Raw genomic sequence first — 20,167 nt, forward strand, 5'->3', positions numbered from 1 at the left:
CTCACCGACTCGCGGGCCAGGTGCAGGCCGACGAAAGAAGCATAACAACGCATCCACGCAGAAAAACAAAAGAGCCGGCAAGTGCCGGCTCTTTTCATACTCGCTGACGCATCAGGGATGCTGGATGATCAGGCTGTGGTTATCCAGCATGGACTGCAGGATGTCGTGGGAGGAGGAACCGCTCAGGTTCCAGCTATTGAGATCCACATCCTTCAGGGTGATCTGCTGGGTCACCTGGCCATCCCCCGCCGGCGAGACCGACAGGCTGACATCGCTCAGCCCGCCACTGCCGGTGGCCACGCTGGCGGAGAGGTGATTGAGCAAGCCATCCACGCTGTTGTCGGTCACCCCTTGCAGCAGATCCGCCAGGTCGATCTTGTCCCCCTCTTCCGGGTGGAAGTCGGTGATGGTGTCGATGGCCGGTTGCCCCGTCGTCCCCTCATCACCACTGCCCCACACGAAGAGATCGCTGCCGGCGCCGCCGGTCAGGATATCGTTGCCATGGCCGCCCCTGAGCACGTCATCCCCCAGGCCGCCCAGAATCCGATCGTCGCCGCTGGAGCCAAACAACCAGTCATTCTGATCCGAGCCCAGCAGATCGTGGCCGCTCTGGCTGTGGACCGTGACCGTATCCGGCGTCGAGCTGAGGGTCGAGCCACCCGCGCTCGACTCGGCGCTCAGGGTCAGGGCGTGATCCCCCATCGGCAGATCCTTGAGATAGATAGGCACGGACTGATCCATCGGCAGCAACCAGTCACCGTTGCTGTCGGCATGACCCACGCTCTGGCCATGCTCGTCCACCACCTGGGCACCGCCCAGATTCTGGATCCGCACCGAGAGCTCGCCGGTTGCCGGGTTGACCACGCTGGCACTCAGGTTGAGCGGCACCCAGGCCCCCTGCAGGGCGTGGATATCGTGGGTACCCAGGCTAAGGTGCGGATCGTCCGCCTCGGCGGTCACTGTGATGCCGACCTGGGTGCTGTCGGTCAGCGCCCCACCCGACCCACTGTTGCCCTGATCCGAGGTGGTGATGGTCAGGTTGTCCTGTCCCCAGAAGTCCTTGGCCGGCTCGTAATGCAGGCTGCCGTTGATCAGGCTGTTCAGATCGCTCAGTGAGCCCACCAGGGTGATCTCGCCGGTGCCCGCCCCCTGCACCGAGACGGCGCCCGCCGCCCCCAGCAGGGTCAGCACGCCGTGCTCGACCCGCAGCACCATGGAGAGCGGCGCACTGCCCGCGTCCACGTCCTTCACGCTGATGCCGGACAGGGACAGCGAACCATCCTCCTTCACCGACATGGCCGCCGGTACCTGGTTGATCGGCGCATCGTTGACCGGTTGCACCTCGATGGGCAGCACGTCGCTGTCGCCGAGGGCGCCACCGCTGCCGGTGTTGCCCAGATCGTCGGTGACCATGGTGAGCGCGTCCTGGCCATTGAAGTCCTGCTCACCCTGATAGGTCACGCCACCCGCCAGCAGGGCGTTGATCTCCGCCTGGGAGCCGCTCAACACCAGGGTGTCGCTGCCGCTACCCGTCACCGTCACCCCGCTACCCGCCGGCAGCTCCAGGATGCCGTGCATGACCGACAGGGTCACCTTGATGGGGCTGCCGCCCGCATCCACGTCGTTCACCTGCAGTCCCTGGATGCGGAAAGGCGTGTCCTCCTGCGCTATCTGGGGTTCGGTGGGCAACAGGTTGACCGGGGCGTCGTTGACCGGTTGCACCTCGATGGGCAGCACGTCGCTGTCGCTCAGGGCGCCGCCGCTGCCGGTGTTGCCCAGATCGTTGGTGGTCATGGTCAGGGCATCGTCGCCATGGAAGTTGGCGCTGCCTTTATAGTCGATGCCGCCATTGAGCAACGCATTGATCTGGGCCAGGGTGCCGTTGAGCACCAGGGAACCGCTGCCGTCGCCGCTCACCGCCACCCCGGCGGCATTGAGCACGGTCAGGGTGCCATGGTTCACCGAGAGGCGTACCTCTATGTTGCCGCTGCCCGCATCCACGTCCTTGACCTGCAAACCCTGGATGGTGAAGGGCTTGTCCTCCTGGGCCACCTGGGGATCGCTGGGCAGCAGGTTGATGGGCGCATCGTTGACCGCGCTCACCTCCACCTGGATGTGGCCATTGACCTCGGGGCCGAGGGCGCCGTTGTCCAGGCTCTGGGCCGTCACCTTGAGGTCCAGCACCCCGTTGGCATCCTTGGTCACCAGTTCGATGGCGTCCAGCTTGCCGCCATCCGTGGTGATCTGCCAGCGGCCGCCGCCGAGATCCACGACGCTGCCGTCCACCCCGCTGGGCAGACGGATCTCGGCGCCGTCGGGTACCCCTTCCAGGGTGACTCGCACCTGTTCGGGGCCATTCTCATGGACGTTGCCGGCCGTGCCGCCGGTGGCCTGGGTATCCCGGGTCTCCAGCCCAAGGTTCAGGGTGATCACATCCCCCTCGGTGCCGCTCGCCTTGTCCTGCATGTCGGCGATGATGGCATCCCCCACCGGATTGACGGTGACGGTGAAGTTCCCGCTGGTCTCGAGGGGCACGGTGAGCCCCTTGTCCAGGGTGAAGACGCTCAGGCCGAGATCCAGGCTGCCACTGAAGTTCGCCGGCGGGATCAGGCTCAGCTTGGCGAAGTCGGTGCCGACAGGCACCTGCCATACGCCGCCACCGTTGTTGACCGCGGGAGCCGACAGGGTGAAGCCATCCGGCACCCCCTTGATCTGCAACGCCACTATCTGCTCGGAGCCGTCGTTGTCGATCAGGCTGGCGCCGAAGCCGGCCAGGCTGACGCGGCCATCTTCGTTGCCGTTCACATCGTGCACGCTGATATTGGCCGGATCATTGACCGGCTTGACCTCGAAGCCCACCTGGCCGCTCCAGCTGCCGCGATCCTCGCCTGTGGTGGCGGTGTCGAGGATATCGACCTTGATATCGAGGGGCACCTGGCCGCTGAAGTGCTCCCTGGGCACGAACACCAGATCCTTGAGCGCCGCCGGATCCTTCACCACCAGGCTGTTGGTCGGCTGGCCGTTGCCATCGAGGAAATGGCCGTACTTGGCATCGACGGTCAGGGTGACCGACTCCACCGTCTCCAGACCACCGTCGGCCACCGAGGGGCTGATGTCCGCCAGCTTGACCGAGAGATCGAGGTGGATCTCGGTGTCTTCCAGGTTGTCAGGCTGGCCGTCGCCATTCACATCCTTGATCTGCAGTTGCAGCTCGGGCAGGCCATCGGCACCGCCGTTGATGTCGACCTCGGGGGTGATGGAGAGGGAAACCTCCTTCTCCACCACCTTGGTATCCCCGCTCACCGTGTCGGTGTTGACCAGCCGCACGTTGAAGTCCAGGTCGTTGCCGGCATAGTCCTCTGGCAGGGAGAGGGTCAGCTTGTCGAGGTCGTCCAGTCCGCCCGGCAGCTTGATGAGGTACTCGCCGTTGGCGAAGTCAAAGGTCAGCCCCTGCACGCTCACGCCCTGCGGCAAGCCGGTGATGACGATGCTGAGTTCGTCATCGCCGCCGTCTACCGAGCCCAGGGTCACCATGCTCTTGAGCTGGCTGCCGAAGTTGACGCCGTGATCCTCCACCCCTGTGATGGGGGCGCTGTTGTCGAAATCGATATCGGCGGCCTTCTGATCCGGGGTGGTCACGGGACCGAAATCGGCGCTGGCATTGAGATCCTTGCGCACCGAGGCGCTGACATCGCCGTCATCGCTGAGATCATGCACCAGGGCACTCACCTTGAACTCGACCTTGCCGGTAAAGCCATTGGGAGCATGCAGGGCATAGCTGCCCAGGGCACCATTGGGCACGGTCCAGTTGCCCTTGCCGTCGCTGATCCCCCCCACCACCACGAAACCGGGCGGCAGATCGCTGATGACCAGATAGTCGATGGTCTCGACGCTGCTCGGATCCAGATCCTGGAATTCAAACACCCCGCCCAGCGGGATATCGTGACCATCCGGGCTCTCCAGCGTTCCGCCGGTCTGCACCAGGTTGCCATCCGGCTCGACCACCGCCTGGATATCCACGTGCAGCTGGCCGTCGATCACCTTATCGACCACCACGCTGGAATCCACGTCGTGCTGGGTCACGGTCACGTGACTCTGGATATTGGTGTCCTTGTCGCTGTCTTGTGGCGCCTTCACCAACAGCTTTCCGCCGTTAAGCAGGCTCTGCAGATCCGCATCGCTCAGATCGACGGCACCACCGTTCAGGTTGAGCTGATGGGTACCGTTGGCATCCGTTACCCAGATCTCATAGCCGGGTTCGATGCCGGAGAGACTGAGGTGGGTCACCTGCTCGGCGCCGTCGGTCAGATCTGGATGCCAGTCGAGCACGACAAACTGATCCTCCAGACCATGGCTGCTCTTGTCATAGTTGCCGGCATCGATCTCGGGCTCCACCTTGATGGTGAGCGGCACATCGAAGCCCTTGCTGTCGCCGTCGTTCTCGGTCACCACCACGTGGGCGATGAGGTGGATATCGGCGGTGCTGTTGGCCGGCGGCTGGATCTGCAGGTTGCCCAGATCCGATACATCGACCTGGTAGGTCGGCTTGCCTTGGGCGTCGAGCCCGGCGAAGGTCAGGGTGAGCTCCTTGCCACTGGCATCGAACACCTTGGCCCCCTCCGGCAAGCCTTCCAGCACCAGGTTGAGGCTCTCGGAGTTATCCAGCGGAGTATCTGTCTTCTCCCCCGATTCGAGCCTGAAGTCGAGCGGCGCCCGACCATCCTCCTGGATGGTGGTCGTGTAACCATTGCCCTCGGCCGTCCAGCCGGTGGTGCCGAGATCGAAGTGAGGCTGATCCACCACCCCGATCAGGTCCACATGCAGGCTCTGGGAGCCGGTCTCCTTCTCGTTGACCACGGTGTGGGTCTGGCCATTGGCATCGGTCAGGGTCGCCGAGTCTTTCACCACCCCCTTGATGGTGAGATCGAAGTCGATGTTGCTGTTCTTCGGCGGCTGCAGTTTGAGCTCGCCGATGCGATCGGCGGGCACCTCGTAGTAACCCTTGGCATCCTGCACCACCACCACGCCACCGAGCAGCAGGGTGGCACCGGCGGGCAAACCGTCGATACGCACGAAGAGTTTCTCGGAGCCATCGCTCAGATCCCCGAGGTGAGCGAGCGAGATCTTGCTGCCCAGATCGAGTTGGCTGTCTTCCCTGCCCTGAATGTCGCGGATGCTGAGCTTGGCGTCATCCGCCTGCGGATTGACGTTGATCACCAGCTCGATGGGATCGCCGAGCGCCTTGTCCTGACCGCTGACAACCGGCGCCTTTTCGGTACTGACCGGCGTCACCGTGAGCTTGATGTCGCCGCTGTAATCCTTGTCAGGCACCACTGTGATCTTGTTGATGTCGCCCGCCTTGACGGTGTAAAGCCCATTGCTGCCGGGTTGGAGCACCTGACCGTTCAGGGTCAGGCTGCCATGACCGGACTCCCAGTGGATCTGGTAACCCAGGGTCTCGGATCCATCGGTGTCAGTCAGCTCGGCCTTCACATTGAGCGCTATGCCGTTGCCGTCTTCGTTGATGCTGTAATGCTGATCGGTACTGCCAGAGACCCAGACCGGCTTGTCGGCGATGCCCTGCACAGTGATGGCGAGATCGCCGTTCACGGCGGGCGGCGGCGTCCCTTCAGTCACCCCGACCTGCACCTGCACCTGGAAGTGCAGCGGCTGCTTGTTGTTGCTCCAGCTCGACCAGTCATCCGCCGGCACGAAGGTGAGACCCGAGGTGCTGTAGTTGACCTTGTCCGTGGTCACCATGGCTTCGGGCGGCACGATAAACCACTTGCCATCGGCCGTGGTGGTGAGTGCCACCCCGTTGTAGTAGAAGGTGCCGTGGGCGTTGGCCGGGGCCTGGATCAGCAGCTGATCCACGTGCTCGCCCCGGTCGAAGTCGCCGATATCCAGGTTCATGTGGATGGCAATGCCCTGACTCGGATCCTGCGCTCCCTGATCTTCCTGGCCCGTCGCCCCGTCCACGGTGAAGCGCACCGCCTCATCCTGCAGGTTGAGGGTCAGGGTGCTCTTGGCGGTGTCGCCATCGCCATCGACGATCTGGGCGGTAATGGTCTGGCTGAGGCTGGCATCATCGTGATCAAATCCTGGCCTTGGCGTGAAGCTGTAGTTGCCATTCTGGCCTATGGTCAGCGACCCCATCACCTGCTTGCCATCCGGGCTCATCACCTCCAGTGTCAGGCTGCCGTTGATGTCATGGACCTGACCGTTGACGGTGACCGAGGCCACCCTGGCACCATCCGCCCCCTCGTTGGCCGGCGGCAACAGATCGCCGCTCACGACGCTGCCGGCCTCGCTCAGGTTGTGAGCCAGCTCGGTGCCGATGGGCATGTCATCCTGTACCGTCACCTCGACAGTCACGTTGGGGCTGCGATCCCCATCAAAGTCGGTCACGAACAGCGGCAGCTCGATGCCAAGCTCGTCCTTGCCCTGGGAGCCATGATCGAGCTGACCCACCAGATGGAAGCTGTAGCTGCCGTTGACGTCGAGATGGACCCAGAACACCGGCTTGCCGCCTTCGGCACTGGCCAGATACCAGCCCGGGCTATGGGCCGCCAGGGTGACCTCCTTGCCGCCCGAGGTGAGGTGGTTTGCCTGGTTGAAGGCCGCCACGTCCAGCTCGAGGGAGGCAATCCTGTCCGAACCGGCGCCGATGGTCACCTTGCCACCGGCAGCCTCCCCATTCTCGGCTGGCGTGGTGCCCGGATGCTGGGAACCGCTCGCATCCAGATCCGCTTCTTCGACCCGAACGGATTCGATGGCCGAGATCAGCGGATCGGCCGCATCGGTGATCACCACTGTGGTGTCGCCGGTGATCAGGGTGCCGTCGCTGTCGGTCACCTGCAGCGGCAGGGTCAGGCTGAGGTTGTCGCTCGCGCCGTGATCCAGGTTGGTGTGGACTGTGACCTCGTAGTCGAGGGTCGCCGAGTTGTGGGCTTCGATGCGACCCGGCACGCTCGGCAGGGTCACCGTCAGCACCAGGGTGCCGCTCGCGGTGACTCCCTGGAAGCTGTGACCGTTGCTGCCCGGCACTTCCTGCCAGGTCAGGGTCTCGCCGTTGTGGGTGATGGGCTGGCCGCTGGCATCGACCACCTGACCGCTCAGGGTCAGCCGCACGCCCACCACGGGATCCGAGTCGGCGGTGATGGTCAGGGTGCCGGTGGCCTGTTGATCGTCGCCGGTCGCGCCGCTGGCGGCGCCATCGAAGCGACCTTCATTCAGGGTCACCCCGGTCAGAGAGATGACGGGCTTGTTCCCCTCGCCGATGCTGACGTTGAGGGTGCCTGTGGTGCTGTCGTTGTTGCCAGCCCCCTTGTCGCTGTCGACGATATTGAGCTTGAACGGCAGCTCTGTGCTGCTGCCATTGGCCTGGTGCACCCCTTCAAACAGGGTCACCTTGTAGTCGAAGTCGTTGCTGGCGGCGCCCTTGAGGTCGCCGCTGATCTCGACCTGCAGCACCTCGATGCGCTGGCCATTGACCTCGACGTAGCCTTTGAGGATCTGGTTACCAGGGATACTGGGGTCGCCATCGACCAGCTCGTACTTGACCTGCTGCCCCAGCGCGGTCAGCGCCGGTTGCTCCGCGACATCGGCAAAGGAGACTTCGCTCACCTTATCCGAGCCGGCATTCACGCTGAAGTGGCCGGTGCCGGTCAGGGCATTGCTGCCATCGAGGTTGCCTTCATCCAGGCTCACCCCTCTGCCCGCCACGAAACCGGGCGCATTGCCATCCTTGATGACCAGCGGCAAGGTAGTGGACGCGCTGTCCCCGTCCTTGTCGGTCAGGGTCACGTTGAGCGGCAGATCGAGGGATTCGTTGCCCTGGTGATCCAGCTCGCCACTCAGGGTCACCTTGGCCGTGACGCTCCAGTTGCCGTTGTTATCCACCAGGCTCAGCTCGGCGCGCAGCACCTCGCGGCCATCGACGCTGGTGCCCACCAGGGAGCCATCGGCATCCAGGCTGAAGGTGATCGGGCTGCCGTGGCTGCTGAACTTGCCGTCCAGGCTCTGCTGGATGGCGCCGAGGTCGAACTTGAGGCTGTCGGGCGCCAGGGCATCGGAGCCGTGGCTCACGGTGAAGCTCATGTTGCCCACCACGGCGCCATCGCCCTGATCCGCCTCGGTCAGGCTGGTGCCGGTCACGGCACTGATCACCGGATTGGCGCCATCGCCGATGGACACGCTCAGGGAAGAGGAGACCTTGTCGCCATCCGAATCGGTCAGAGTGAAGCCCGCCAAAAGCCGACTGTCGGCACTGCCCTGATCCAGCGGCTGGTTGAGGGTAAAGACGTAGTGGCCTTTCTGATCCAGGCTCAGTGTGAAGACATTCTGGCCGTTGACGCTGCCGCTGATGCTGTTGCCGCTGACGCTGATCTGAACCGGCTGGCCGCCGCTGGTGAGCCCCTGCAGGCCGGGCTGGCTGGCGTCGAAGCTGATATTGGCGAGCGGATCCGTGCCGGCTGTGATGTTGAGATCGCCGGAGAGGGTCTGACCCGCGTTCCAGTCGCCGTCTTCCACCAGGTTCAGGGAGACCGCATCCACGCCCGGCAGGGCGCCGTCGGTGATGGCGATATTCAAGGTGCCGAGGTTGCTCTGATCACCGTCGAAGTCGGTGCCCTGCACCTGCAGCCCCAGGTTGACGCTGTCGGTATTGACCGGTTGATCCAGCACGCCATCAAGCTGCACATGGTATTTGCCATCCAGATCCAGGGTCACGGTCAAGATGGTCTTGCCGCCGGCATCCAGCAGGGTGATCTGGTTACCGTTGACCTGATAGCTGGTCGGTTTGCCGCCGCTGGTCAGATCGTCCAGACCGGGCTGGCTCGCCTCAAAGTTCAGGGAGACCAGACGATCGCTGCCGACATGGACCGGCAGCTGGCCGTCCAGGCTCTGGCTGGCCCCGCCCTCTTGCAGGCTGATGCCGGCGTCTATGCCGAGGCTGGGATCGGCGGCATCGGTGATCACGGCGATGGTGTCACCGTTGATCAGGGTGCCGTCGCTGTCGGTCACCTGCAGCGGCAGGGTCAGGCTGAGGTTGTCGCTCGCGCCGTGATCCAGGTTGGTGTGGACAGTGACCTGGTAGTCGAGGGTCGCCGAGCTGTGAGCCTCGATGCGACCCGGCACGCTCGGCAGGGTCACCGTCAGCACCAGGGTGCCGCTGGCGGTCAACCCCTGGAAGCTGTGGCCGTTGCTGCCCGGCACGTCCTGCCAGGTCAGGGTCTCGCCGTTGTGGGTGATGGGCTGGCCGCCGGCATCCAGTACCTGACCACTCAGGGTCAGCCGCACGTCCACCACGGGATCCGAGTCGGCGGTGATGGTCAGCTTGCCGGTGGCGTGCTGATCATCCGCAGTCACGCCGCTGGCGGCGCCGTCGAAACGGCCTTCATTGAGGGTCACCCCGGTCAGAGAGATTACCGGCTTGTTCCCCTCGCCGATGCTGACGTTGAGGGTGCCTGTGGTGCTGTCGTTGTTGCCAGCGCCCTTGTCGCTGTCGACGATATTGAGCTTGAACGGCAGCTCTGTGCTGCTGCCATTGGCCTGGTGCACCCCTTCAAACAGGGTCACCTTGTAGTCGAAGTCGTTGCTGGCGGCGCCCTTGAGGTCGCCGCTGATCTCGACCTCCAGCACCTCGATGCGCTGGCCGTTGACCTCGACGTAGCCTTTGAGGATCTGGTTACCAGGGATACTGGGGTCGCCATCGACCAGCTCGTACTTGACCTGCTGCCCCAGCGCAGTCAACGCCGGCTGCTCCGCGACCTCGGCGAACGACACCTCGCTCACCCTATCCGAGCCGGCATTCACGCTGAAGTGGCCGGTGCCGGTCAGGGCATTGCTGCCATCGAGGTTGCCCTCATCCAGGCTCACCCCGCTGCCCGCCACGAAGCCGGGCGCATTGCCATCCTTGATGACCAGCGGCAAGGTGGTGGACGCGCTGTCCCCGTCCTTGTCGGTCAGGGTCACGTTGAGCGGCAGATCGAGGGACTCGTTGCCCTGGTGATCCAGCTCGCCGCTCAGGGTCACCTTGGCCGTGACGCTCCAGTTGCCGTTGTTATCCACCAGGTCCAGCTCGGCGCGCAGCACCTCGCGGCCGTCGGCGCTGGTGCCCACCAGGGAGCCATCGGCATTCAGGCTGAAGGTGATCGGGCTGCCGTGGCTGCTGAACTTGCCATCCAGGCTCTGCTGGATGGCGCCGAGGTCGAACTTGAGGCTGTCGGGCGCCAGGGCATCGGAGCCGTGGCTCACGGTGAAGCTCATGTTGCCCACCACGGCGCCATCGCCCTGATCCGCCTCGGTCAGGCTGGTGCCGGTCACGGCACTGATCACCGGATTGGCGCCATCGCCGATGGACACGCTCAGGGAAGAGGAGACCTTGTCGCCATCCGAATCGGTCAGAGTGAAGCCCGCCAAAAGCCGACTGTCGGCACTGCCCTGATCCAGCGGCTGGTTGAGGGTAAAGACGTAGTGGCCTTTCTGATCCAGGCTCAGTGTGAAGACATTCTGGCCGTTGACGCTGCCGCTGATGCTGTTGCCGCTGACGCTGATCTGAACCGGCTGGCCGCCGCTGGTGAGCCCCTGCAGGCCGGGCTGGCTGGCGTCGAAGCTGATATTGGCGAGCGGATCCGTGCCGGCTGTGATGTTGAGATCGCCGGAGAGGGTCTGACCCGCGTTCCAGTCGCCGTCTTCCACCAGGTTCAGGGAGACCGCATCCACGCCCGGCAGGGCGCCGTCGGTGATGGCGATATTCAAGGTGCCGAGGTTGCTCTGATCACCGTCGAAGTCGGTGCCCTGCACCTGCAGCCCCAGGTTGACGCTGTCGGTATTGACCGGTTGATCCAGCACGCCATCAAGCTGCACATGGTATTTGCCATCCAGATCCAGGGTCACGGTCAAGATGGTCTTGCCGCCGGCATCCAGCAGGGTGATCTGGTTACCGTTGACCTGATAGCTGGTCGGTTTGCCGCCGCTGGTCAGATCGTCCAGACCGGGCTGGCTCGCCTCAAAGTTCAGGGAGACCAGACGATCGCTGCCGACATGGACCGGCAGCTGGCCGTCCAGGCTCTGGCTGGCCCCGCCCTCTTGCAGGCTGATGCCGGCGTCTATGCCGAGGCTGGGATCGGCGGCATCGGTGATCACGGCGATGGTGTCACCGTTGATCAGGGTGCCGTCGCTGTCGGTCACCTGCAGCGGCAGGGTCAGGCTGAGGTTGTCGCTCGCGCCGTGATCCAGGTTGGTGTGGACAGTGACCTGGTAGTCGAGGGTCGCCGAGCTGTGAGCCTCGATGCGACCCGGCACGCTCGGCAGGGTCACCGTCAGCACCAGGGTGCCGCTGGCGGTCAACCCCTGGAAGCTGTGGCCGTTGCTGCCCGGCACGTCCTGCCAGGTCAGGGTCTCGCCGTTGTGGGTGATGGGCTGGCCGCCGGCATCCAGTACCTGACCACTCAGGGTCAGCCGCACGTCCACCACGGGATCCGAGTCGGCGGTGATGGTCAGCTTGCCGGTGGCGTGCTGATCATCCGCAGTCACGCCGCTGGCGGCGCCGTCGAAACGGCCTTCATTGAGGGTCACCCCGGTCAGAGAGATTACCGGCTTGTTCCCCTCGCCGATGCTGACGTTGAGGGTGCCTGTGGTGCTGTCGTTGTTGCCAGCGCCCTTGTCGCTGTCGACGATATTGAGCTTGAACGGCAGCTCTGTGCTGCTGCCATTGGCCTGGTGCACCCCTTCAAACAGGGTCACCTTGTAGTCGAAGTCGTTGCTGGCGGCGCCCTTGAGGTCGCCGCTGATCTCGACCTCCAGCACCTCGATGCGCTGGCCGTTGACCTCGACGTAGCCTTTGAGGATCTGGTTACCAGGGATACTGGGGTCGCCATCGACCAGCTCGTACTTGACCTGCTGCCCCAGCGCAGTCAACGCCGGCTGCTCCGCGACCTCGGCGAACGACACCTCGCTCACCCTATCCGAGCCGGCATTCACGCTGAAGTGGCCGGTGCCGGTCAGGGCATTGCTGCCATCGAGGTTGCCCTCATCCAGGCTCACCCCGCTGCCCGCCACGAAGCCGGGCGCATTGCCATCCTTGATGACCAGCGGCAAGGTGGTGGACGCGCTGTCCCCGTCCTTGTCGGTCAGGGTCACGTTGAGCGGCAGATCGAGGGACTCGTTGCCCTGGTGATCCAGCTCGCCGCTCAGGGTCACCTTGGCCGTGACGCTCCAGTTGCCGTTGTTATCCACCAGGTCCAGCTCGGCGCGCAGCACCTCGCGGCCGTCGGCGCTGGTGCCCACCAGGGAGCCATCGGCATTCAGGCTGAAGGTGATCGGGCTGCCGTGGCTGCTGAACTTGCCATCCAGGCTCTGCTGGATGGCGCCGAGGTCGAACTTGAGGCTGTCGGGCGCCAGGGCATCGGAGCCGTGGCTCACGGTGAAGCTCATGTTGCCCACCACGGCGCCATCGCCCTGATCCGCCTCGGTCAGGCTGGTGCCGGTCACGGCACTGATCACCGGATTGGCGCCATCGCCGATGGACACGCTCAGGGAAGAGGAGACCTTGTCGCCATCCGAATCGGTCAGAGTGAAGCCCGCCAAAAGCCGACTGTCGGCACTGCCCTGATCCAGCGGCTGGTTGAGGGTGAAGACGTAGTGGCCTTGTTGATCCAGGCTCAGGGTAAAGACGTTCTGGCCGTTGACGGTGCCGCTGATGCTGTTACCGCTGACGCTGATCTGAACCGGCTGGCCGCCGCTGGTGAGCCCCTGCAGGCCCGGCTGGCTGGCGTCAAAGCTGATATTGGCGAGCGGATCGGTGCCGGCGCTGATGTTGAGATCGCCGGAGAGGGTCTGGCCCGCGCTCCAGTCGCTGTCTTCCACCAGGTTCAGTGAGACCGCATCCACGCCCGGCAGGGCGCCGTCGGTGATGGCGATATTCAAGGTGCCGAGGTTGCTCTGATCACCGTCAAAATCGGTGCCCTGCACCTGCAGCCCCAGGTTGACGCTGTCGGTATTGACCGGTTGATCCAGCACGCCATTAAGCTGCACATGGTACTTGCCATCCAGATCCAGGGTGACGGTCAAGACGGTCTTGCCGCCGGCATCCAGCAGGGTGATCTGGTTGCCGTTCACCTGATAAGTGGTCGGTTTGCCGCCGCTGGTCAGATCGTCCAGACCAGGCTGATTGGCCTCGAAGTTCAGGGACACCAGGCGATCGCTGCCGACATGGACCGGCAGTTGGCCGTCCAGGCTCTGGCTAGGGCCGCCTTCTTGCAGGCTGATGCCGGCGTCGAGGCCGAGGCTGGGATCTATGCCGTCATCCAGGGTCACAACGAGATCGGCGCGGGTCTCGTCGCCGTCAATCTCCTTGGCACAGACGGAGAGCTCCAGAGAGAGCTGGTCGCTGCCCTGATGATCGAGCGGGCCTGTCAGGGAGACGGTGACCTTCCCCTCGATGTCGCTGCCCGACTGGCTGGCGCTCAGCTCGGCCTTCAGCACCTCCACCCGGTTGCCGTTGTCATCCAGGTAATAACCGGTCAGCAGGCGATCGCCGCTGAATTCGAAGCTGAGCGCATGACCGTCGCTACGCAGATCACTGCCATTGAGGCGCGCCAGGGTGCCCGCCTGATCGGCGAAGGCGACGGAGTCCGCCAGCAGGGGATCGGCCTGATGGCCGACCAGGAACTGGCTCTGCCCAACCACGGCCCCCTGATCGGTGAAGGCATCCTCGGTCAGGGTGATGGGCGCCAGCGTGAAGTCGGGCGGGGTGCTGTCCACCAGCTTGATATCGAGGTTGGCATTGACCAGGTCCCCGTCGCTGTCGCGATACTCCAGCGAGAACGGCAGGCTCAGGCTGTCCTGGCCGTGATCCAGACTCTGGTTCCAGACGATGCGGTAGCTGCCGTCATTGGCCAGGGTCAGGGTGAATACGGTCGCGCCGCCGGCGGTGGCGGTGAGGGTCTGGCCGCTTAGCTGATAGCTCAGGGCCGAGCCCTGGCTGGTGAGGCCCAGATCCTGGAGCGCGCCTTGATCCGCGGCGAAGCCCACCTGCAGATTGCCATCCATGCCGGCGCCGGTATGCAGGGAGCCGGTGGCGCTGACGGGGCCGTCGGCCAGGTCGGCCTCGGACAGGGTCAGGGTGTCGCTCTGACCGATCAGCGGGGCACCGTCGATCACCCGGTTACCCGCGAGATCGGTCACCTCGGCCCGCACCTCATAGGGGCCTGAGAGGCTGGAGAGATCCAGCCCGTTCAGCTGCCAGCGACCGTCGCTGCCCACCAGGGCAGCGCCGCTGTAGAGCGTCTGGCCGTTCTGGCCAATCAGGGTGATGGTGACGCTCTGGCCCGCCTCCACCTGAGTGGTGCTGCCGCTCAGGGTGACGTTGTCGTGGCCCAGGATGTTCTGGGTGTCGAGATCGTCGATGTCGATACCGGCCCGGGTATCGACGGTCACGGTCAGAGTATCGCTGGCCCGGTTGCCCGCGATGTCGACCGAGTCGACGCGAAAATCATAGGCACCGTCGGCCATGTCACTGGGGATCTGATATTGCCAGTTGCCGTTGCCATCGACGGTGAGCACGGTCAGAACCTTGCCCCCCAGGCTCAGGGTGACGGTGGCGCCGGGCTCCCCCTTGCCTTGCAGCAGCGGGGTGGTGTCGCGGGTCAGGTCATCCACCTGGCTGGCGCCGGTGTCGCTCTCGTCGCTCAGGTCGAGGGTGATGGTGGTGATGGTATCGAGCAGGGTCTGGCCGAGATCGCTGGCCCGGTTGCCTGCCGCATCCTGGGTATCGGCCTGGATGCTGAGGGGGCCATCCACCAGCTTGCCGGTGACGTCACCGAAATCGGCCTCCCAGACGAAACCGGGCAGCACCACAGTGGTGGTGGTGAGGCGATTGCCATCCTGATCGATCAGGGTAACGGTGACGGTCTGGCCCACCTCGACGTCTTCGACGGTGCCGCGGATGATGACCCCGGTGGCCTCGTCGGCATTGATGATGTTGTCCAGGGTCTGGGGTTCGGTGATGGTGATCTCGGCGACCTGATCCTGATCTTCCACGTAAGGATCATCATTGCCCTGGGGCAGGCGCTGGTGGTCGGTATCAAACCCGGCCTCGGCCAGGGTGGCATCGTTGGCTCTGTCCACCACCACGAAGCCGCCGGCACTGGAGCCGACGACACCGCCACCGGTGGCGGCGGCCGCGTTGCCGGCCGCGGTCTCTTCAAACACCGCGGTCGGGTCGGCGCCCTGGCGGATGGCCTCCTGCAGGCTGGCCAGTTCGGGATCCACCGCGGCGGTCTGCGCCCCCGGTACCGGGTCGGGTTGAGCGGGTTCATGAGTCTCGCCGGCGGGATCGGCCAGCTCGAATCGCCCATCGGATTCGGCGAGCAGACGCTCGCCAGGCTGCAACTGCATCCCCAGGGTGGCACGGCGCGTGGAGCCATCGGCATCCATGACAAGCACGGTGCCCTCCAGTTGCGTGATAAGGGTCGGTTTCTCGATTCGCAGCTCAGCCATATATCCTCCAACTCATGAACACGGACTCTTTCGTATTCATACGAAGGAATGCGTGGTAAATAGACGGCTATTTTACCGTCTCGAGCCGCAGAGATCCCTTCGACATTTTCGAAAATATCGAAAGAAAACCCCCTCTAACGTCCTATTTAATTCAGCAAAACGTTCGCGTCAGCGCAAAATAACCCTGGAGTGATTAATTTAGCCGCTATTGGCACCGAACATGGCTCTCTTGGCACCCATTTATACGACAACTACTGACATCGAGCCCATTCGGAGATGGTTCTACATTATTTCAACAGCCTGACTGGAGCCCCTGCCAAGCGGCATGGAAAGTGAATTTAAATTCAAACAGGCCTGACGATTCAGAGAGGCGAACACAGCCCGCACGCCCCTGGCCTCCATCGGCAGCGCCTGCGTCCCTCCTCTACCTGCGCTTTTCTCATTGCGGCGCGACATTCGGCACTAAAGCCTCAATACAGTTAAAGAATTAAACCTGGATCTCATTTCTGGCATTTGCCTGCATCGGCAATTGATCTAGCGCAAAGGCGCCGGTGATTAATCATCATCCATATTACCCATTTGGTATCATTCCCCTCGAGTAATCGTATAAAAAGCATTGTTTATGCATCAATAACAATTAATCGACCTGCCATGCCCATCGCCGATGAGCACAGATGTCCACGCAACAAGATGGAACGGTCAGGTCCGGCAATGATATTTATCTGGGAGTGATGACCGTGGGTTCACACAACAAGCTATTCAGGCCGGGCCTCGCCGCCCTGCTACTGACCACCCTGCTGAGCACCGGCAGTTGGGCACAGGCCGATGAGGCCAAGGGCAAGATCGAGGCGCGCAGCGAGCTGTTTGCCAAGGATCACGCCGATCAGTTCAACAGCTGGGAGTCGACCAGCGAGAGCCGGGAGCGCACCGACGCCCTGGCCGAGGATCCCCAGATGGTAGTGCTCTGGGCCGGCTACCCCTTCTCCAAGGATTACAACAAACCGCGCGGTCACTTCTACGCCCTGACCGACGTGCGGGAGAGCCTGCGCACCGGTGCCCCCAAGACCGCCGAGGATGGCCCGCTGCCCATGGCGTGCTGGAGCTGCAAGGGACCGGACGTCGCCCGCGTCATCGATGAGAAGGGCGAGGATGGCTACTTCAAGGGGATGTGGGCCAAGGGTGGCCCCGAGATCGTCAACACCATCGGCTGCGCCGACTGCCATGACACCGCCTCGAAGGAGTTCAAGGAGGGCAAACCCGCCCTGCACCTCTCCCGCCCCTATGCCGACCGCGCCATGACCGCCATCAACAAGCCGTTCAAGCAGCAGGGTCGCTTCGATCAGCAGTCCCAGGTGTGCGGCCAGTGCCACGTGGAGTACTACTTCAACGGCCCCACCAAGGCGGTGAAGTTCCCCTGGGACAAGGGCACCACGGTCGAGCAGATGGAAGAGTACTACGACGAGATCGGTTTCTCCGACTGGGTCCATGCCCTCTCCAAGACCCCCATGCTCAAGGCACAGCACCCCGAATACGAGACCTGGCGCGCCGGGATCCACGGCCAGAACAACGTCGCCTGCGTCGACTGCCACATGCCCAAGGTGCAGAACGAGCAGGGCAAGGTCTACACGGATCACAAGGTGGGTAACCCCTTCGATCGCTTCGAGCAGACCTGCCGCAACTGCCACACCCAGAGCAAGGAGATGCTGCAAGGGGTCGTCAAGCAGCGCAAGGATGCGGTGACCGAGATCAAGCTCAAGGTCGAGAAGCAGCTGGTGCATGCCCACTTCGAGGCCAAGGCGGCCTGGGATGCCGGCGCCACCGAGGCCGAGATGAAGGACATCCTGCAGGACATCCGTCACGCCCAATGGCGCTGGGACTTCTCCATCGCCTCCCACGGGGTGCAGATGCACGCCCCGGAAGTGGCGCTGCGCATGCTGGGCACCGCCCTGGACAAGGCCGCCGATGCCCGCACCAAGCTGGCCCGTCTGCTGGCCGCCAAGGGGATCAGCCACGAGATCGCCATTCCTGACATCTCCACCAAGGAGAAGGCCCAGGCCGCCCTCGGCATGGACATGAAGCAGATGAATGCCGACAAGGCCCAGTTCCTCAAGACCACAGTTCCTGCCTGGGAAGCCGAGGCCAAGGCGGCCGGACGGCTCGCACAGTAACGAGGCCTGCGGGCCCGCAAGCCGGGCCCGCAGCTGGATGGAGGCTTCCTATGGGTGATTTAACGATGGATTTCTTACGATTGATGCTGATGGCAGCCATGCTGCTCACCAGCCTGCAGGGCCAGGCCGCGGACAGCGCCGCCGCCCCGGCCGCACTGCCCCAGACACATGAAGTGGAGTTCTTGCGCAACCCCGACAAGGCCTGCACCGACTGCCACAAGGAGCAGCAGGAGGGCATGCACGGCAAGCATGGCCAGGCGACCAACCCCAACAACCTGGCGCCTGTGACCTGCACCAACTGTCACGGCAACCCCTCCCCCCAGCACCGGGAAGGGGTCAAGGATGTGATGCGCTTCAGCGACAGCTTCAATGAGAAGCAAGGTGACAATGGCTATCCCATCGCGGAGCAGAACGGGGTCTGCATGAGCTGCCACGAGCCCAAACCGCTGCGCGAGGCGCTCTGGGCCCACGATGTGCACGCCAGCAAACTCAGCTGCACCAGCTGTCATGCTCTGCACCCGGCCAAGGAGCCCATGGTGGGCATCCCGGAAAAATCCCGCATCAAGCTCTGCGTCGACTGCCACAGCAAGCAGCATGAAGCCAAGGCGGCCGGCCTGCAGGTCAATGCGGGCAAGGAGGCACCATGAGCTGCTCTCGCCGTCAGTTTATGGCTGGCATGGGAGCGGGTGCGCTGATCATGATGACGGGCCCTGCTCGCGCCAACGCCGGCACCCTCGCCCACAGCCAGACCATAGACGGGGTGCGTTACGGCATGCTGCACGACGAGACGGCCTGCATCGGCTGCACCGCCTGCATGGATGCCTGCCGGGAGGTGAACCAGGTGCCACAGGGGGTCTCGCGCCTCGAGATCCTCCGCACCGGCCCCGTCGGCGAGTTCCCCAACGCCGACTACCACTTCTTTCGCAAGTCCTGCCAGCACTGTGACAACGCCCCCTGCGTGCACGTCTGCCCGACCGGCGCCTCCCACATTCGTGCGGAGGACGGCATCGTCGACGTGAACCCGGATCTCTGCGTCGGCTGCATGTATTGCCTGGCGGCCTGCCCCTATCAGGTGCGCTTCATCAACCCGGTAACCCGGGTCGCCGACAAGTGCGACTTCTGCCGCAAGACCAACCTGGCCCAGGGCAAGGAGCCCGCCTGCGTGGCCTCCTGCCCCACCAGGGCGCTGGTGTTCGGCAATCTGGATGATCCGGGCAGCCCGATTGCAAAACGGCTGGTGAAGGAGACCACCTATCGCTACAAGCAGGCGCTCGGCACTTCGCCCAAGATGTACCGCGTGCCCAAAGGGGAGATCAAGTCATGACGATGCAAGCCGCATTTCACTTCCCTTCACTAGTCTGGGACTGGCCAATCGCCATCTACCTGTTCCTGCTCGGCATCTCCGCCGGGGCCACCAGCCTCTCGGTGCTACTGCGCAGGAAAGGGGCCGGCAGCGAGAGCGGCATCATCAAGGCGACCGCCCTGTTGGCGCCGCTGTGCGTGATGCTGGGGCTGTTGATCCTCATCTTCCACCTGGCCCGCCCCTGGACCTTCTGGAAGCTGATGTTCCACTACCAGTTCGACTCCGTGATGTCGATGGGGGTCATGCTGTTCCAGCTCTACATGGCGGTGCTGTTCGCCTGGCTAGGGGTGGTGTTCAGGGCCGAGATCGAGGCGCTGCGCAGCCGCTTGTTCAAACAGAAGTTTGCCTTCGTGGACGGCCTGATAGGCCTGCTGGCCCGGGTCGAGCGGTTGCTGGCACCGCTGCTGTTGCTGCTGGCGGTGCTGCTCGGTGCCTATACCGGCTTCCTGCTCTCCGCCCTCAAGACCTATCCGCTGCTGAACAACCCTGTGCTGCCGGTGCTGTTCCTGGTGTCCGGCATCGGCTCGGGGATAGCCGCCACCATCCTGCTGGCGGTAACGCTCTTTAAAGAGGATCACCACAGTGTGGGGGTGCACTTCGTGCATCGCTTCGAGCGCCCGCTGCTGGCGGTGGAGATACTGCTGCTGATCTGCTTCTTCACCGGCCTCTATTTTGGCGGCGGTCAGAAGGAGGTGGCCATGTGGGCCGCCATCGGCGGCGGCTTCTGGTCCCAGGTGTTCTGGGTCGGGGTGGTCGGCATCGGCATGCTGTTGCCCCAGTTGCTCGGCCTGCTCACCCCGGCCCCATTGCGGGAGAGGCGCGGCCACCTGGTGCTGGTCTGCAGCCTGACCCTGCTCGGCGTCTTGCTGTTGCGCTACTTCGTGCTCTATGCCGGCCAGATGACAGTGGTATAAGGAGAGAGTCATGATTGGTAGCAAAAGCGGCCATACGACGTCTGCTTGCAGACTAACCCTGATGGACATGCTGCTGTCTGTTGATGCTTCATCCTCGTATGCCCACCAGATGACGGTGGTATAAGGAAAAACCACAAGCGCCAGTCACCCCGAGCGGCTGGCGCTTGTCCGTTGTTGAAGCCCCGCGGTTTCTGGTCATGCCACAGCCTCTGTCACCT

5 protein-coding genes are annotated in these 20,167 nt (G+C 63.7%); 4 read left to right on the forward strand and 1 reads right to left on the reverse strand.

Translation table 11 applies throughout. The annotated features are described in order from the left end of the window. Positions 1-111: 111 nt before the first annotated feature. Positions 112-15,504 (reverse strand): retention module-containing protein, encoded by a 15,393-nt coding sequence (locus tag EL255_RS11500; protein WP_126623333.1) that lies wholly within the window; start codon positions 15,502-15,504, stop codon positions 112-114. Positions 15,505-16,235: 731 nt separating this feature from the next. On the opposite strand from EL255_RS11500, the gene nrfA reads away from it, so the two are divergent. Genes nrfA through nrfD form a run of 4 tightly spaced genes read left to right on the forward strand, consistent with a single transcriptional unit; the run spans position 16,236 to position 19,949 of the window. Beyond that, entirely contained in the window at positions 16,236-17,672 is a 1,437-nt protein-coding gene (nrfA, locus tag EL255_RS11505) for an ammonia-forming nitrite reductase cytochrome c552 subunit (RefSeq protein ID WP_042652315.1), read from the forward strand. A 50-nt stretch (positions 17,673-17,722) separates the two neighbouring features. Continuing rightward, positions 17,723-18,319, forward strand: coding sequence for a cytochrome c nitrite reductase pentaheme subunit (gene nrfB / locus EL255_RS11510; RefSeq protein ID WP_042652316.1), 597 nt, complete (start codon positions 17,723-17,725; stop codon positions 18,317-18,319). Beyond that, positions 18,316-18,996, forward strand: coding sequence for a 4Fe-4S dicluster domain-containing protein (locus EL255_RS11515; protein ID WP_042652317.1), 681 nt, complete (start codon positions 18,316-18,318; stop codon positions 18,994-18,996). The genes nrfB and EL255_RS11515 overlap by 4 nt, the downstream gene beginning before the upstream one ends. Continuing rightward, complete coding sequence (nrfD, locus tag EL255_RS11520) at positions 18,993-19,949, forward strand: cytochrome c nitrite reductase subunit NrfD (protein WP_042652318.1); 957 nt, start codon at positions 18,993-18,995, stop codon at positions 19,947-19,949. Before EL255_RS11515 ends, nrfD begins: the two co-directional genes overlap by 4 nt. Positions 19,950-20,167 lie beyond the last annotated feature (218 nt).

The organism is Aeromonas encheleia, assembly GCF_900637545.1.
Classification (GTDB): Bacteria; Pseudomonadota; Gammaproteobacteria; order Enterobacterales; family Aeromonadaceae; genus Aeromonas; species Aeromonas encheleia.

Bases quoted from the DNA above. Each gene is read 5' to 3' on its own strand.
- EL255_RS11500 (WP_126623333.1), bottom strand. From the start codon at position 15,504: ATGGCTGAGCTGCGAATCGAGAAACCGACCCTTATCACGCAACTGGAG.
- nrfA (WP_042652315.1), top strand. From the start codon at position 16,236: ATGACCGTGGGTTCACACAACAAGCTATTCAGGCCGGGCCTCGCCGCC.
- nrfB (WP_042652316.1), top strand. From the start codon at position 17,723: ATGGGTGATTTAACGATGGATTTCTTACGATTGATGCTGATGGCAGCC.
- EL255_RS11515 (WP_042652317.1), top strand. From the start codon at position 18,316: ATGAGCTGCTCTCGCCGTCAGTTTATGGCTGGCATGGGAGCGGGTGCG.
- nrfD (WP_042652318.1), top strand. From the start codon at position 18,993: ATGACGATGCAAGCCGCATTTCACTTCCCTTCACTAGTCTGGGACTGG.